Raw genomic sequence first — 13,595 nt, forward strand, 5'->3', positions numbered from 1 at the left:
AGGGAAACGGGGGCCGGCCACGTCACGAACTGGGTGGCCGCCAGGAGTCGATCGCTTGGGCGGTCGGCCCGTGCGGGTTGACGCGCTTGCCGGAAGCAAGAGCTAGAGCAGGCCCAGCACCATGAGGAGGACGCCAACCAGCCCGAGACCCACCAGAAGCAGGAGGGTCAGCACTGTGCGCACGGTGCCCCGGCCCGCTTCGACGAGGACTGCTCGTTCCGGGCTCGACGGGAGATAGCGCATTCGTACCCGCGCGCCCAGGGGCCGTCGCCGGTCGGTGTCGATGTCGAGCCGGTACTCGCGCCCGTCGGCCGCGCGGAAGCCCACGATGACGTGCTGCAGGCCCGCCCGGCCCTGATCTCCCGGTAGCACATAGGCATCCAGCACTCTGCCCTCGGCGGGTAGCCCTTCGTTGAACGTCTTGCAGGCGAGCAGCCATCGGCTGCAGGTCCGCACCGAGAGTGCGACGGATACCGATATGGCGAGGAGCCCGACAGAAGCAAGCAGCAGCCGGTAGCCGTCCTCGCGCAAGAATTCCATGGCGCCATTTTATGGCGGCCTACCGCCGGGCCACCGTACGTGGCGCCGCCGGACGACAGAGCCGATATGCGTGCTCAACTCCCGGCCAGACTGGTCAAGGGAATCTGATGGGAGGTTGCGTTCTCAGTGACGGGCTCGGCTCTGGTCGCTCGGTGATGGGTCGAGCGGATGAGGACGGAGACCTGGGCGACTGGGTCTGCTGGGTGTACGGCGTAAGTGCGTAGCGTTCACGGCCACCCGTGGCGGAGGGGTCGCCTTGTCGGAACGACACCTCGGGCTGGCCAAGGACAAGCCGCTGCCATTCAGCCAGAAGCACGCAAGTGAGGGGGCGCTTCCAGGAAGCGTCCGCGCGCGATTGAGCCAGCGCCGCGAGCAATCGGCCGCCTCGGCCCCGGTAGGGGCGACCGTGGACAGCCTCAGAACCTGGTGCGATACGGGAGGCGGTTCCTCGAATCCGGCTCGGGAGCAATTGACACGAGTTATGGACGATGAGAGCCGCTGAGGCGGCGGCCGCAGTTGACGGGGACGTGTCCGGTCAGTGATCAACTCCGAGAAAGAGGACGGTGGCCCAGTCACTGGTGACCAACAGCAGGCTGCGCGACCATATGGCGCCCATGCCCGTGCGCGGGCCGTCGACGTCGCCGGAGCTTCGGACGGGCCCCAGATGGGCTTCGATGAGGTCGGCGATGCCATCGGCGAGTTCGCCTGTCAGCCGGATCTCGGCGGGTGTGCGCAGGTTGGCGTGTGGCCACCTGTTGGCGGGCTGCATGAAGCCGTCGGTCACCTGTTGGCGGAGGATGTCCCGCCAGGCCTGCGGTGACTCGAACGGGGCGACCGACGTCTGGTGTCCACTGGCCCCCGCGTCGTACACGGCTTGAGCGAGATCCTTCATCCAGTCATGACCGGGTGTCATCCCAGCCACCGGGACTACATGGAGCAGCTCGATGGACGACACATGGTTGCAGTCGTCGAGCAGCTCCTCGAGCAGTTCGGCTGCGTCTGACACCGCGGCTGGTGCGTCGAGTGGGTTCAGCATGGGCGTCTGGGTCCTCTGTGCGGTGCTGCGCTTCGGCCTCAGTGTGTCAGCTGAGCACGTTCATGCTGCGAGGTTTTTGGGGCGTTCGACGAGCTGACGGCGTTCGAAGCGGGCCCCGGCGCGGACGAGCGGGACGAGGTGGGCGCCGGTGATCGCGCGCCATCGGGCTTGGGCGGTCTCGACGAGCTTGAACACCATCGCGAGCCCCGCTGCCGGGTTGCCGGTCACCGTCGACCATCGCGGCCGACAACCCGGCCGTGGCGCCGAGGAAGTGCTCCAGGGCGGGCACAAAGTCCCTGGACGACAAGCCGTGCAGGGAGAGCAGAGGCAGCACCTCGGAGATCTTCGGCGACTTTCTGCACCTTGGCGGAAGGATCCTCAAGGAGAACCGCTGTCGCTCGCCCGTGGCCTCGTCCACGCGGCGGTCGTTCACGCGGGCGCCCTTCCATGACCCGAAGTGCTCGGGCAGGTCCATCCAGGGCGTGCCGGTGCGGTACTTGAACGCGATCGCGTCGATCACCTGCCGGTGATCACGTCACCGCCCACCCCGCCGAGGTGTACGGTCCGGCAACAACGGATCGATCCGCGCCTACTGGGCGTCAGTCAACGGCACATCAACGATCCGATGATCTGAAGGAAATGGCCCAACCGCGACCGTTCTTTTTTGCCGCCAGCCAGTTGGCCCGGGCCTGGTTGAACTTGGCCTTCCGGGCCTCGATCGCCGCCGTGTCCGGGGGCTGTGCGGCTTCCAACTTGTGGAGCTTGCGCTCGACGTCGTCCAGCTCCTTCCGCGTGCGAGCTGTCTCCTGTTCGGCCGTTGCAAGGCCGGCCTTGGCGTGCTCGCAGATTGGCAGTGGTGAGCTCGACATCCGTCCTCCTCGGGGAACCCGCTCGACGTACGGAGCTGGATCGGGTGCCGGCCGCGTGCCACGTATGAACGGGACGAGGCCGCCGCCGTCCCACAAGCTAGTACTCGTCCGCTCCAGGCCGTGGAACTCGCCCACGTGCGGGGTGTGGTGCAGCAGCGCCCCGGTACGGCAGCAGGGCCCGGACCGCGCGTCGCGGTCCGGGCCCTGCTGCCGTGCGGTGCCGCCCTGCGGCGGCGGTGCGTCAGCTCTGTGCGGTGTCTTCGCCCGCCTGCCCGGCGCCCTCGGCTGCGCTTGCCTTCTCGCGCATCTTGCGCACCAGCTCCGCCTTCTGGTCGGCTGCACCCTGACGGTCGAGGTTGCGGTGCGGACCGTTGTTCTGCCGTTCGGCGCGGGACAGCTTCTTGCGCTGGCCGCCGCCCTGGCCCACGGGGTTGTTGATGTTCTTGCTCACGGTCACGGGTTCTCCGGTAATGATGTGAAGTGATCTACGGATTCATCGGTGGGGGACGGGCGGCGACGTCGAAGGACGTCAGCAGGGGCCCGTCACGCTCTCACTCGTAAATCGGCGCCTGGAAGAACATGACAAAGACGTTACCCGGTTTCGTCGGCCCCGCACACCAACTTTTTCCCCGCCCCGGCGTCGGCCGGCCTTCGGCGAGTGCCCGGGGTCGCCGTTTCCTTCCGGGAATCTCAGCACCGCCGGCGCCCGCTGGTGGTCGCTGCCCGCCCGGGGCAGGTCCAGACGGGCGTTACTGGTCCGCCGCGGGCGTTGTCAGTGGTCGCGAGCACACGGACGGCATGAGAGACATCTCACTTGCGTCCCGCCGTTACGGGACAACCTTTAGCGGTCCTGCGGACGCGGCCACGTACGAGCCCCAGCCCACTCATCCCGCAGCCATGGCCCTCCATGCGGCGGTGACGCACCCTTCCTCACAGTGCCACCACTCCTTTGCCTCGCCGTGTTCCGGGAGCTTGCGGATCTGCGGCAGGTCCGCGTCCGGTGGCACATCCAGAGCCACCACCACCGCCGTGCGTTACCTGCACGCCGCCCACCCCGGACGCTCCCGTACCCTCGCACTCGCCCCGTAGTTCTGTTCCTGCGTGCTTTGGTGTCCGTGCGGGACAGGGCATCAGCTGTCCAGTGAGAGTGCGTTCTTGGCGTGCCCGAGGGATGCCTCGGAGGCAGGTCCGCCGGGATTCTCGGTGGCCAGGGCCTGGTTGAGGGTGACGAAGGGGCGCATCCGCTGCTCGTAGTGGGCATACGCGGCGCGGTGGTCGCCGTTGGCCTGGGCGAGGCAGCCGGCCAGCACGTGGGCGCCCACGAGGGCCAGGCTGGTGCCCTGCCCCGAGAGGGGGGAAGGGCAGTAGCCGGCGTCTCCGAGCAGGGTCACCCGGCCCCGCGACCACTGGTCCATTCGGATCTGGGCCATGGCGTCGCAGTAGAAGTCGGGCGCCTTCCGGGCGGCCTCGGCCAGGCGGGTCCCTTCCCACCGCATCGACGCGAGCTTGTCGACGACGAGCTGCCGGAGGGCAGCGCCGTCGCGGAGGTCGTGGGCAAGGGGGGCGGACTCGAAGCCGAAGGCGATCCTGAGTTCGGTGTTGTCGCGTACGGGCATGATGCCGAAGCCCGTGTCGCCGTCCCGTAGCCACATCTGCCAGTCGTCCAGGCCGAGGAAATTGTCCGCGCTGAACACCGAGAGGTAGCTGCCCAGGTGATGGGCGTAACGTTCTTCCGGACCGAAGGTCAGGCGCCGTACGGTGGAGTGGAGGCCGTCGGCCCCGACCACGAGGTCGAAGACGCGGGACGGCCCGTGTGCGAAGTCGACGCGCACGCCGGTCTCGTCCTCGTCGAGCGCGGTGATGCTGTCGCCGAAGAGGTACTCCACGCCTGCGCGCGTGTGCTCGTAAACCATCCGTACCAGGTCCTCGCGCAGCACCTCGATGTCTTCGCTGTCGAGCCGGCCGCTGCTGAAGGTCGCCTCGGTGGAGCGGTCGACCTCGTGGCCGTCGGGGTCGAGGATCGACATGCCGCGCATCCGGGTCCGTACGCGGCTTGCCTGCTCCAGCAGGCCCATCCGCTCCACGACTTCGAGCGCGACGCCGCGGATGTCCACGGCCTGCCCGCCGGGGCGTTGGCCCGGAGCGCGTTCGACGACGGTGGGCGCGAAACCGTGGCGGCGCAGCCAGTAGGCGAGGGCGGGCCCGGCGATGCCGCCGCCGGAGATGAGTACGGTCTGCATGGGAAGCTCCTCTAGTACTTCGTACGGTGTACGCGCTCTGAACGTACGCCGTACGCACAGCCCCTTCAACCAGCGAAATGCACGACGTGTACTAGGGCAGACGCCTTCCGTTCGACGTTGCTGCTGCTACCCTCTGCCCTAGTACAGGACAGGAAGGCGGCAGGACGTGACGAAGGTCACAGGCGCAGCCGGTGATCCGCCCTATCTGCGCATCGTCGCCGCGATCCGGCGGCGCATCGCGGACGGTGAACTCGCCCCCGGGGACCGGGTTCCCTCGACCCGCCAGATCGCCCGGGAATGGGGCGTCGCGCTCGCCACCGCCACCAAGGCCCTGACCACCCTGCGCCTGGAGGGACTTGTCGAGGCCAGGCCCCGGATCGGCACGGTCGTCGCCGGAACCGCCCCCGCCCCACCGGCCCGCAGACGCCCGTCGCCCGCCCCGGACCCCGAGCAGGAGCTGAGCCTCGACCGGATCGTCCGTACCGCCATCGAGATCGCCGACGCCGAAGGGCTCTCGGCGCTCTCCATGCGCGGCGTCGCGGCCCGGCTCGGCGTCGCGGCGATGTCGACCTACCGGTACGTCCCGAGCAAGGAAGACCTCGTCCTGCACATGGCCGACGCCGCGTACGGCGAGGACTCCTACCGTGCGGACGCCCCCGAGAATTGGCGTACCCGCATCGAGCTGGGCGCCCGGACCCTGTGGAGCCTGTACCGCAAGCACCCGTGGCTGGCCCAGCTCGGCTCCCTCACACGCCCGTTGCTCGTGCCCAATCTCATGGTCCACGGCGAGTGGGTGCTGGGCGCCCTCGACGGCCACGGCCTCGACCCCACGACGCTGTTCGACATCCACGTCCTGATCTACAGCCATGTCCAGGGCCTGGCGGTGCACCTTGAGATGGAGGCACACGCCGAAGCCGCCACTGGCCAGTCGGAAGACCAGTGGATGGACAGCCGCGCCCCCGCCCTCCAAGAACTGGTGGAATCCGGCCGCTTCCCGACCTTCGCCAAGGTGGTCGGATCCTTCAAGGACGGCTACGACCTGCGTCTCGACGCGCTCTTCGAATTCGGCCTCAAGGCACTCCTCGACGGCCTGACTTCCATCATCGAAGGTCAGGAAGCTGTCACGTAGACCGTAGAGTCCGGCTGTCCAACGGTCTCGGGAGCAGCCTGGAGTAGCGGGCGCTCACCGCTGGCCCATCGGCGCCTGCCTGCTGTAGACGGTCTGGGCCATCAGCGCGACCCCGCGGCTCCGGGTACGCGAGCGCCGGACATCTGCGCGATCGCGGCCGAAGGCGGCAACGCCTGGGCGACTGGGGTGAACCGGCCGAGCACCTCCATCAGCTCGGGCAGCCCGCGGCCCCCGTCAAGACGGATAAGCCGGATGTGGAAGAACACCGGCTGCTTCACGTAGATGGTTGGCGGTGAGGCGGCCGGCCTCCCGGCCGTTGGCACGCTCCTGCACGATCCATCCGCGCCGGCGGCCCGGCTCAGACCCCGGAGGAGACCTCGGCCTTCTCGTCGGACCCCGTGCCCTTCGCCTCGGCCGCCGCCAGCCTGCGGTTGCGCCGGACCGAGGAGAAGAAGGACGAGGCGATCAGGATGACGCCTACGAGGCCCGTGATGACCTCGTGGATCTCGTACTGGATGGTGACGAGCAGGATCACGGCGAGGGCGCCGATCGCGTAGTGCGCGCCGTGCTCCAGGTAGACGTAGTCGTCGAGGGTGCCCTGGCGGACCAGGTAGACCGTGAGCGAGCGGACGTACATCGCGCCGATGCCGAGGCCGAGCGACATCAGGACGATGTCGTTGGTGATCGCGAAGGCGGCGATGACGCCGTCGAAGGAGAAGGACGCGTCCAGGACCTCCAGGTAGAGGAACAGGAAGAACGCGGCCTTGCCGGCCATCACGACCGCCGGGACCTTCGTGCCGCTCGTCCTGGCCGCTTCCTCGGCTTCGTGCTCGCGCTCCTCCTCTTCCTCGAGCTTGTTCTCGAAGTAGCCGGAGAGACCGCCGACGACCAGGTAGGTGATCAGGCCCGCGATGCCGGCGATCAGGACGGTCTCCGCCTTGTCCGCGTGGATGCCGCCGTACTGGTGAGCGTTGGTGGCGAAGCTCATCGCGGAGACGAGCAGCACGATGAGCGCGATGCAGACGGAGAGCATGTCGATCTTGCCGAGCTTGGCGAGCGGGCGCTCCAGCCACGCAAGCCACTTGAAGTCGCGGTCCTCGAAGATGAAGTCAAGGAAGATCATCAGGAGGAACATGCCGCCGAAGGCGGCGATCGACGGGTGGGCGTCGGTCACCAGCTGCTGGTACTTGTCCTTGTCGTCCAGCGCGAGCTGTACCGCTTCGATCGGACCGATCTCGGCACTGACGGCGACGATCACGACGGGGAAGACCAAGCGCATGCCGAAGACCGCGATGAGGACACCGATGGTGAGGAAGATCTTCTGCCAGAAGGCATTCATCTTCTTCAGGATCCCGGCGTTGACCACGGCGTTGTCGAAGGACACCGAGATTTCGAGGATGGACAGGATCGCCACGATCCCGAAGCCGGCCCACCCCCCATATAACACCGCCGCGATCAGGCCGAGCGCGGTGACCGCGAACGACCAGCCGAACGTTTTCAGAAGCACTGGCTACCCAATCGTCGTGTACGGGGCTCCCCAGCGCCGTACATGGCTTTACGAATCATTGACCCTGAAGTCTAGAGCGATACCTCGCAGCCCTGACGCATCCCCCCGGGCCAACGGTTCGCAACTTCCGCTCGCCGCCGTGCCGGTAGACCTCGCCGAAGAACATCGCTGGCTCCATGGACGGGTCCTCGCCGAGTGCCTGAGTGCGAACCTGCGGCGCATCACCGTCGTGGGGTTGCCCAGGATCGGGCGATAGGGCTGTGCTCGTGCTTGGGATCGCCTTGAGGAGCGCGGGCTTCACCGTGATCACGACCTACCCGGCATGGCGCTTGAACCGGATGGATGGGCCGTTCCGGAACCGCCTCCGACCTGGGCTTCCGAGGTTCTCAATCAGGCACTTGGTTACCGAAGGCGGCGAGGGCCCAGCGCTGGGCCACGGCTTCGGCGCCCTTGCCGAGGGACGACGTCATACCGATCGCGTATACCGCGCGCCGGTTGAGGTCCGGGGAGGCGAAGACGCCGCTCCGGTATCCCGGATCAGAGGGTGTTGACTACGCATTTAGCCGGTCCATTTAGGTATGAGTTCGGGCTCGTGAGAGGCTGCCGAGCTTGCTGGGCATCGTGGTGCGAGCGGCACGAGTGCGGCGGCCTGGTCCGTACTGGAGCGCACCGGGCACGTCCCGCTGGCCGGGGACGCTGGAGTCGCGGCCGCTGTGGAGGAGCTTCATCTGGCGGCGGCCGATGTTGCGGGGGCAAATGATCTGGCCTCTGGGATGGATGACCAGGTGGCGGGCCAGGACAATCTGGTGCCTTCTCCTGGCCCGGCAGGAGGGCTCTGTGGCTGCTGCCCGGGCGCGGGCGGCAGCCACGGTCGAAGAGCGCCGTACCCGCCTTGCCGCCACGGCCGCAGCCCTCCGCGGTGCCGCGGGGATCCCGCCGCACCGGCTGGTCGAGGTCACCCGTTACACCGACCTGGTGGAGCGGTTCACTGCAGCGACCTTGACTGGCTGGCCGTCACCGGACGATTCGCTCCTGACCTCAGCTCGCCCCGGTCCCCGCCGGCGCCCATTCCCCGGCCTCCCGTGCAGGCGCAGCGCCCCGCAACAAGCATGGACAGGCCAGTGGCCCAGGTCAGGCACTTGCCCCTCCGTGTGGAGGCTTCGAGACGACCAGAACGGACCCCCCGTGAGAGTCCCCCCGCGATCAACTGCCGTGCTGCGCTGGCCCCGGGACGCGTTGCCCGCTGCTCTCACGCCCGCGACTCACCAGTTACGGGACCATCTGCAGTCCCGGATCGATATGGACGGAGCGGCGTTCGTGCGCCCGTGGCCGTTCCGGCCTCCGGCAACGTGCGCACGGGCCGTGTACGACGCCTTGGTCCCACCCATGACCAGGGGTTGCGGGACACTCCCTGGAACCGCAGTGATCCAGGGGTGGTCGGCTCCTGCGTTCCGACCCGAAATGGTGGAAAGCCTCGCGCCGGATGCCTGTTGACGGAACCGCGCCGCATCCCGGAGCGTTACTCCTTGCGAGTGCAGCGGTGCGGAGGGTGGTGTCGGGTGGATCCGATTTCGGTGGGACTGCTGTTGGCGCTGGCCGGTGGGGCCGGCGACGCGCTGGGGCGAGATGCGTGGTCGGGACTGCGCGCGCTCGTACGGCGGCCGTTCAGGCATGGCAGCGGCGCGGTGGATGCACCCCAGCTCGGGGAGGCAGAGCTGGAGGAGCTGGAGCGGGCCCCGACTGACCGGACAGCCGCACAAGCGCTGAGTACGGCACTGGCCGCCCGGGCTGACGCGGACCCGAACGACCTGGCCGACCTACAGCGATGGCACGAGCAGGCGCGACGCGTGCGCTTCGAGGAGGGCGACGTGCGCAACATGATCAGCGGCGGCACCTTCTACGGTCCGGTCGTGCAGGGCCGCGACTTCCCCGGAGCCTCCTTCGTCACAGGGCCCCCGGCGGATCGTCCCGCACCCCGTACACCTCCGGCTCAGGGCTGAACAGCCGTGAACCGGCCGGATGACCGGCACACGGAGGATGCGTACGCCTCGGTGTCGAACCGCATCGAGGGCGGGGTGTTCTTCCGCGAAGTGATCATGGGCAGGAACATCACCGTGCACTTGCCCCCGGCGATCACGCCCGCCCTGTCCGGCCTGCCTGCGGCCGCCCCCACCTTCACCGGCCGCGACTGTCAGGTGCGTGACCTGTTGCAGAGCCTCGCCCCGGTCACCACACCGGAGCAGGTGACGCCGACCCCCGGAGTCACCGGCCTGGGCGGAGTGGGCAAGACCGAACTCGCCGTACAGGTTGCCGCGCAGGCACTCAGGCAACCGGGCTGGTTCCCGGGTGGCGTTTTATTCGTCGACATGTTCGGTTACGACAACGAGCGCCGGTTGTCTCCCGAAAAGGCCCTGGACCAGATGCTGCGCGCCCTCGGCATGCCCGGTGAACACATCCCTGCCGATCTCCAAGCCCTCACTTGGCTCTATCGCAGCGTGCTGCGCGCCTTCGCCGCGCAGGGCCGGCGCCTCCTGATCGTGATTGACAACGCCTCCGACCACGGACAGGCCTCCCCCTTGCTGCCCACCGACGGCGTCAACAGGGCACTCGTGACCTCGCGCGAGACCCTCGGTCTACTGGGCGCCCGCTTCCTGGAACTCGGCGTCCTGGACCTTCCCGACGCCACTGTGCTGCTGCACCGAGCGCTCACCGAAGCCCGCCCCACAGACTCTCGCGTCACCGACCATCCTGACGATGCCGCCGCCATCGCGCGGTTGTGCGGCGGCCTCCCCCTCGCTCTGCGGATCACCGCCGCACTGCTGGCCGAGGACCCGGCGCGGCCTTTGGCGGCCTTGGCCGAAGACTTGCAAGACGAGCACTGCCGTCTGGATGAACTCAGCTACGTTGATACCGCCGTGCGTGCCGCCTTCGATCTGTCCTACCGCCGGCTGCCTGCCGAGGAGGCGCGGCTGTTCCGGCTGCTGCCGGTCAATCCCGGTCCCGACATCTCCACCGAGGCCACCGCAGCTCTGGTACAGGGCAAGCGCGCTGTCGTACGTAGGCGCTTGGAGGCGCTGGCCCGCTCCCACCTGATCGAGCGTGGCGCCTCGTACGGCCGTTGGCGCATGCACGACCTGGTCCGCCTGTTCGCTGAAGAACTGTCCTCGGGCCATGCCGACAGCCTTGAGGCAAGCGGCCGCGGACCGGCGTTCACCAGTCTGCTGGACTACTACCTGAGCACCGCACAGGCCGCTTGCGCCCATCTGGATCCCAAGGCCGATTTTTCAACAGGCAATGGATTTCCTGACCGTGACGACGCTCTGAGGTGGTTGGACTGGGAATATCCCAACCTATCCGCAGTTGCCTTCGCCGCCCACAATGCCGGCCGCATGGCGTCGGCCCGTGATCTGCCGCTGACTCTGGAGCGTTTTCTCGACTGGCGACGGCATTTCCATCACGCGATCAGCCTCCAGACCATGGCTCTGGAGGCTGCGCAGGAGCTGGACGACGACTACGGACAGACCCGGGCGCTGAACGCACTCGGGTGTGCACTCCATGAGGTGCGACGGGTCCAAGAGGCCGTGACCGCCCACCGGCGCGCCGCCCGCATGTGCCAAGTGGCAGACGACCCGTTCGGCGAAGCCGTGACGCTGGCCAACCTCGGCAACTCCCTTCAGGCAGCACGGCAGTTCGAGGAGGCCGTCACCGTCCTGGAGGCGGCGACACTTCTCTTCCAGGAACTCGGCGAGGTGTACAGCTACGGCATGACCATGGGGAGTCTCGGGAACGCCCTGAGCCACATGCAGCGGTTCGAGGAGGCGATCCACGCGCACCGGCTCGCCACACAGATCTGCAAGGACCAGGGTGATCGCCTCGGGGAAGGGATGATGCTGGGAAATCTCGGCAACTCCCTGCGACGGGTGGGCCGGTTCGAGGAAGCGCTCGAGGCTCACCAAGAGGATGTCAGAATCGCCGGCGAACTCGGGGATCACGGCGGCGGACGGGCGTGGGCCAACCTCGGACTCGCCCTGGAGCAAGCCGAACGCTTCGATGAGGCCGCCAGTGCGTTGGAGCGCTCTCTACAGCTGTTGCGTGAAACCGATGACCGGCATGGCCAGAGCATGGCGCTCGGCAGCCTCGGGAACGTCCTGTTCCGGATTGGCAGATCGAATGAAGCCATCAGCTCTCATCGGGAAGCCGCAGAAATCTGCCGCGATCTGGGCGACCGGCACGGCGAGGCCATGGCGATGACCAATCTCGCGAGTGCGCTACGCCGAGTGGGAGAATTCGAGGAAGCAGTCACGTTGTGTCGCCCAGCTGTGCAGGCATTTCGCGAGCTCGCTGACCGGCCGAGCGAAGGTATCGCCCTGAACAACCTGGGGTTCGCCCTGGACGATCTGGAACGCTGGGAAGAGAGCATTCCTGTCCGTCAACGGGCGCTCGAGTTGTTCCGCGAGCTCGGAGACGGCAAGAACGAAGGTGCCGCGGTGACCTGCTTGGGTATGGGGCTGGTGCACCTGCGCCGCTTCAAGGAGGCGATCGTCGCCCTGCAGCCTGCTGTGCAGTTCTCTCGTCGGGCCGCCGACCGGCACGGTGAAGGGATGCTGCTCGGACATCTGGCCGACGCTCTGAGAGAGGAAGACCGCCTGGAGGAGGCCGTGTCCGCGGGGCGGGCGACCGTCCGCGTCTTTCGCGAGCTCGGAGACCGGGACAATGAAGGCGCCGCCCTGACCAACCTCGGCATTGCACTGGGCCGGTCACATCGGTTCGACGAGGCAGTCACAGCCTGTGCGTCCGCCCGCCAGATCTTCCGCGACACCGGCGATCGCCACAATGAGGAGAAGGTCCTGTTGATTCTCAGACTCCTCGGCGCATGTGGCTGAGCTTCCCGCGCAGAAGCAAGCGGACCGAACGCCCCGTCACCTGCGCGACACCGCGCAGGTGACCACAGCCCTCCAGGCGCTGTCCACCCCCTCGTGGACTTGAGCATCCAGTTCCAAGACTGCCCCGGCGAGGACAGCCCACATGAGCCGGAATCCACGGGAACACTGCTCTGACCCCGAACCGCGCCCACGGCCCGGCTCGACTCGGCAGGGGCTGGCCCGGCCGGGTGGGCGGAACTCCGTGGCACCCGTGTGTGGCGGGCAAACGCGCGGCCCGTGGACCGCGACGAAGTCGATGCTGTCGAGGTGGCCGAGGACGCGGTGTGCGTCAGGCCGGTTCGTACCAGTTGCACAGGTGGGTCCAGACCAGGAGCGGGTTCATGGCGTAGTCCCAGGACACGTCACGGGCCCAGCCTTCGAGGTCCCAGGAGTTGCCTCCCTCGGGGCCGCCGCCGAGGTCGATGGAGTAGCGGGCGTGGCAGGCGAGCTGCTTGTACAGGGAGGATCCCTGTTCGGCGGTCAGCCACCGGTCCGGGTAGGGGGCCTGGGAGAACGACTGGTCCCACAGCCGGTCATAGCTGGTGTCGGCGTTGTCGAAGCCTTCGGCGGTGGGGATGACGGAGATGTCGACGTTCCCGCCTATCTGGCCGTCCTTGATGGCGCGGGCGATCTCGGTCCGCTTGACCCACTCGGTGTTCGTGACCGACGTGTAGCCGACGCACTCGCTCTTGCATACGGGGTGATTGGTGTCGCCGTGATCGAAGCCGGGCGACCACCACAGCACGGCGTTACGACCTGAGAACGACTGCATGATGCCCTTGATCTCCGGTGTGGGGGTCTCGTCCGACGTCGGATACCCGAAGTAGCCGCCTTCCCATCCGAACTGCCCCCACAGCTCCCCGACGCGGCCCCACACCGGGTGGGCGCCCTGGGAAAGGGTGGGGTGCCAGTAGAGGGTGCCGCCCTCGAACTGCTGGCGCTTGCCCGCGCCGTCGGCGTTGGTGAGTTCATCGCCGACCGGGTAGCCGAGCTGGGACTTCTCCCAGCCCATCGCCTCCCACTTGCCGCGGATCGCGCCCCATACGGGGTGCGCGCCGCGTTCGGGGGTCCAGTAGATGGAGCCTCCGGCGAAGTGGTTGTACCGGCCGCGGCCGTCGGGGGTGATCTCCTCGTCGGTGGTGGGGCAGCCGAGCGGGCCGGTCTCGCTGCCGGTCTCGATGTACTTGGCGAGGATGTCGCCGCCGACCTGCCTGCCGCAGATGTCGGCGGCGGCGGCCGGCGAGGTCTGGACGGTGAGTGCGGCGAGCGACACTAACGCGACCAGGGTCGCCTTCAAGGCGGTATGTCGGCGCCGTGGGCGCCGCGTTGGTGTGGGCATGCGAGGACCCTCT

At 67.9% G+C, this 13,595-nt stretch carries 12 protein-coding genes and 3 pseudogenes; 3 read left to right on the forward strand and 12 right to left on the reverse strand.

Annotation, left to right across the window (positions count from 1 at the left end; genetic code table 11):
• Positions 1–102: 102 nt before the first annotated feature.
• The 8 genes and pseudogenes from OHA89_RS36430 to OHA89_RS36465 all read right to left on the reverse strand — a co-directional run bounded on the left by OHA89_RS36430 (position 103) and on the right by OHA89_RS36465 (position 4,685).
• Entirely contained in the window at positions 103–540 is a 438-nt protein-coding gene (locus OHA89_RS36430) for a DUF3592 domain-containing protein (RefSeq protein ID WP_406368010.1), read from the reverse strand.
• 535 nt (positions 541–1,075) lie between these two features.
• A complete protein-coding gene (locus tag OHA89_RS36435) occupies positions 1,076–1,576 on the reverse strand; it encodes a hypothetical protein (RefSeq protein ID WP_406368011.1) in 501 nt (166 codons plus the stop codon).
• A 60-nt stretch (positions 1,577–1,636) separates the two neighbouring features.
• Positions 1,637–1,804: a hypothetical protein gene (locus OHA89_RS36440; RefSeq protein WP_257558881.1), complete on the reverse strand. Its 168-nt coding sequence runs from the start codon at positions 1,802–1,804 to the stop codon at positions 1,637–1,639.
• A gap of 4 nt (positions 1,805–1,808) precedes the next feature.
• Positions 1,809–2,021: pseudogene (locus OHA89_RS36445) on the reverse strand (IS256 family transposase); the annotation flags it as partial.
• Positions 2,022–2,096: pseudogene (locus OHA89_RS36450) on the reverse strand (hypothetical protein); the annotation flags it as partial.
• A 94-nt stretch (positions 2,097–2,190) separates the two neighbouring features.
• A complete protein-coding gene (locus OHA89_RS36455) occupies positions 2,191–2,445 on the reverse strand; it encodes a hypothetical protein (protein ID WP_406368012.1) in 255 nt (84 codons plus the stop codon).
• A 241-nt stretch (positions 2,446–2,686) separates the two neighbouring features.
• Positions 2,687–2,902, reverse strand: coding sequence for a DUF6243 family protein (locus tag OHA89_RS36460; protein ID WP_266612221.1), 216 nt, complete (start codon positions 2,900–2,902; stop codon positions 2,687–2,689).
• A 673-nt stretch (positions 2,903–3,575) separates the two neighbouring features.
• Entirely contained in the window at positions 3,576–4,685 is a 1,110-nt protein-coding gene (locus tag OHA89_RS36465; protein WP_406368013.1) for an FAD-dependent monooxygenase, read from the reverse strand.
• Between the two features lie 166 nt (positions 4,686–4,851).
• On the opposite strand from OHA89_RS36465, the gene OHA89_RS36470 reads away from it, so the two are divergent.
• Positions 4,852–5,814, forward strand: a complete 963-nt coding sequence (locus tag OHA89_RS36470; protein ID WP_406368014.1) for a TetR/AcrR family transcriptional regulator C-terminal domain-containing protein — start codon at positions 4,852–4,854, stop codon at positions 5,812–5,814.
• Positions 5,815–5,915: 101 nt separating this feature from the next.
• Here the strand turns inward: OHA89_RS36470 and OHA89_RS36475 are convergent, their stop codons facing one another.
• The 3 genes and pseudogenes from OHA89_RS36475 to OHA89_RS36485 all read right to left on the reverse strand — a co-directional run.
• Positions 5,916–6,092 (reverse strand): hypothetical protein, encoded by a 177-nt coding sequence (locus OHA89_RS36475; RefSeq protein ID WP_257558886.1) that lies wholly within the window; start codon positions 6,090–6,092, stop codon positions 5,916–5,918.
• Between the two features lie 80 nt (positions 6,093–6,172).
• Positions 6,173–7,321 (reverse strand): DUF475 domain-containing protein, encoded by a 1,149-nt coding sequence (locus OHA89_RS36480; RefSeq protein ID WP_406368015.1) that lies wholly within the window; start codon positions 7,319–7,321, stop codon positions 6,173–6,175.
• A gap of 48 nt (positions 7,322–7,369) precedes the next feature.
• Positions 7,370–7,517 (reverse strand): annotated as a pseudogene (locus OHA89_RS36485) (TerD family protein); the annotation flags it as partial.
• A gap of 1,363 nt (positions 7,518–8,880) precedes the next feature.
• On the opposite strand from OHA89_RS36485, the gene OHA89_RS36490 reads away from it, so the two are divergent.
• Both OHA89_RS36490 and OHA89_RS36495 read left to right on the forward strand, forming a co-directional pair.
• Positions 8,881–9,321 carry a hypothetical protein gene (locus OHA89_RS36490; protein ID WP_406368016.1) on the forward strand — a complete coding sequence of 147 codons (441 nt, stop codon included), beginning with the start codon at positions 8,881–8,883 and terminating at the stop codon, positions 9,319–9,321.
• 51 nt (positions 9,322–9,372) lie between these two features.
• The gene (locus OHA89_RS36495) at positions 9,373–12,204 is read left to right on the forward strand and encodes a tetratricopeptide repeat protein (protein WP_266612225.1); all 2,832 of its coding nucleotides are present in this window, start codon (positions 9,373–9,375) and stop codon (positions 12,202–12,204) included.
• A gap of 328 nt (positions 12,205–12,532) precedes the next feature.
• On the opposite strand, the gene OHA89_RS36500 is transcribed toward OHA89_RS36495, so the two are convergent.
• Positions 12,533–13,516 carry an LGFP repeat-containing protein gene (locus OHA89_RS36500; protein WP_406368017.1) on the reverse strand — a complete coding sequence of 328 codons (984 nt, stop codon included), beginning with the start codon at positions 13,514–13,516 and terminating at the stop codon, positions 12,533–12,535.
• Between the last annotated feature and the right edge of the window lie 79 nt (positions 13,517–13,595).

The organism is Streptomyces sp. NBC_01546 (genome assembly GCF_045208355.1).
In the GTDB taxonomy this organism is placed as follows: Bacteria; Actinomycetota; Actinomycetes; order Streptomycetales; family Streptomycetaceae; genus Streptomyces.

What these genes read in the sequence shown, in the direction of transcription:
- OHA89_RS36430 (WP_406368010.1), bottom strand. Translation starts at nt 540, where the DNA reads ATGGAATTCTTGCGCGAGGACGGCTACCGGCTGCTGCTTGCTTCTGTC.
- OHA89_RS36455 (WP_406368012.1), bottom strand. Translation starts at nt 2,445, where the DNA reads ATGTCGAGCTCACCACTGCCAATCTGCGAGCACGCCAAGGCCGGCCTT.
- OHA89_RS36435 (WP_406368011.1), bottom strand. Translation starts at nt 1,576, where the DNA reads ATGCTGAACCCACTCGACGCACCAGCCGCGGTGTCAGACGCAGCCGAA.
- OHA89_RS36465 (WP_406368013.1), bottom strand. Translation starts at nt 4,685, where the DNA reads ATGCAGACCGTACTCATCTCCGGCGGCGGCATCGCCGGGCCCGCCCTC.